The sequence below is a fragment of the Variovorax sp. P1_H12_2 genome (genome assembly GCF_056405335.1).
In genome coordinates this window covers 1-1,317 of record NZ_JBFUCI010000744.1, presented here as the reverse complement: position 1 = coordinate 1,317, position 1,317 = coordinate 1, and the positions used below count along the sequence as shown (strand labels likewise).

General features: G+C 69.1%; 2 protein-coding genes and 1 pseudogene. All 3 read left to right on the top strand.

What is annotated here, in order from left to right; genetic code table 11:
* A pseudogene (locus AC1D2K_RS34785) lies at positions 1-181 on the top strand (MarR family transcriptional regulator); the annotation flags it as partial.
* A gap of 29 nt (positions 182-210) precedes the next feature.
* On the top strand, positions 211-885 hold the full coding sequence (locus tag AC1D2K_RS34780) for a response regulator (protein ID WP_478094992.1): 675 nt from the start codon (positions 211-213) through the stop codon (positions 883-885).
* Between the two features lie 84 nt (positions 886-969).
* Positions 970-1,317, top strand: a 348-nt coding sequence (locus tag AC1D2K_RS34775) for a sensor histidine kinase N-terminal domain-containing protein (protein ID WP_478094993.1), incomplete at its 3' end; no start/stop codon positions are given.

Here is a 1,317-nt window from a genome sequence, read left to right as displayed (position 1 = left end):
GCGCGGGCCCGATCCGCTCGATGCCAGGGCGCGGCGGGTGCTGTTCACCACCGACGGCCTGGCCTGGCTCGAAGCCTTCCGCAGCGCCGTGGCGCAGGCCGAGGAGGAGTTCCGCGCCAGCGTCGGCAGCGAGATCGCCACCGTGGTAACCATTGGACTCGAGGCGTACGCGGCGGCCTAGAATTCCAAGTTGTCTGGAGGCACGGCACCATGCGGATACTCATTGCGGAAGATGACCAGGTGCTGGCCGATGCCCTGCTGCGCAGCCTGCGCACCTCGGGTTCGGCGGTCGACCACGTCGCGACCGGCTCGCAGGCCGATGCCGCGCTGATGACCAACCGGGAGTTCGACCTGCTGATTCTCGACCTCGGCCTGCCCAACATGCATGGCCTCGAGATCCTCAAGCGGCTGCGCGCCCGCGGCTCTCAGCTGCCGGTGCTGGTGCTGACCGCGGCCGACAGCGTGGAGGAACGGGTCAAGGGCCTGGACTACGGCGCCGACGACTACATGGCCAAGCCCTTCTCGCTGCAGGAACTCGAGGCGCGGGTGYGCGCCCTCACGCGGCGCGGCATGGGCGGCACCAGCAACGCGATCAAGCACGGCCCGCTGGTCTACGACCAGGCCGGCCGGGTCGCGACCTTCGACGGCAAGATGCTCGAGCTGTCGGCGCGCGAGCTCGGCCTGCTCGAGGTGCTGCTGCAGCGCGCCGGACGGCTGGTGAGCAAGGACCAGCTGGTCGAGCGCCTGTGCGAATGGGGCGAGGAGGTGAGCCTCAATGCGATCGAGGTCTACATCCACCGCCTGCGCAAGAAGATCGAGAAGGGGCCGGTGCGCATCGCCACGGTGCGCGGGCTCGGCTATTGCCTCGAGAAGATCCCCTCGTAGCCGGTCCCGCTCCGTCCGGCCAGACGCTTGGTAAAACTCTTTCAGCGCGCGCAGCGCTCTCTCTTCGGCGAGATCCTCGACTGGATGCTCACGCCGCTGCTGCTGCTGGTGCCGGTCAGCATCGGCGTCACCTGGCTGGTGGCGCAGGGCATCGCGAACGCGCCCTTCGACCGGGCGCTGGAATCCAACATCCAGACCCTGGCCCGGCTGGTCGACGCGGACAACGGCCAGATCAAGTTCGTGCTGCCGCAGCCGGCGCGCGAGATCCTCGGCAGCGATGACATCGACCAGGTCTATTACCAGCTGCTCGACGGCCACGGCACGCTGCTGAGCGGCGAGCGCGACGTGCCCGTCCCGGGCACGGACGACCCGCCGGTGCCGGGCGTGGTCTACCTGCGCGACGGCCAGATGCACGGACGCACGGTGCGGATC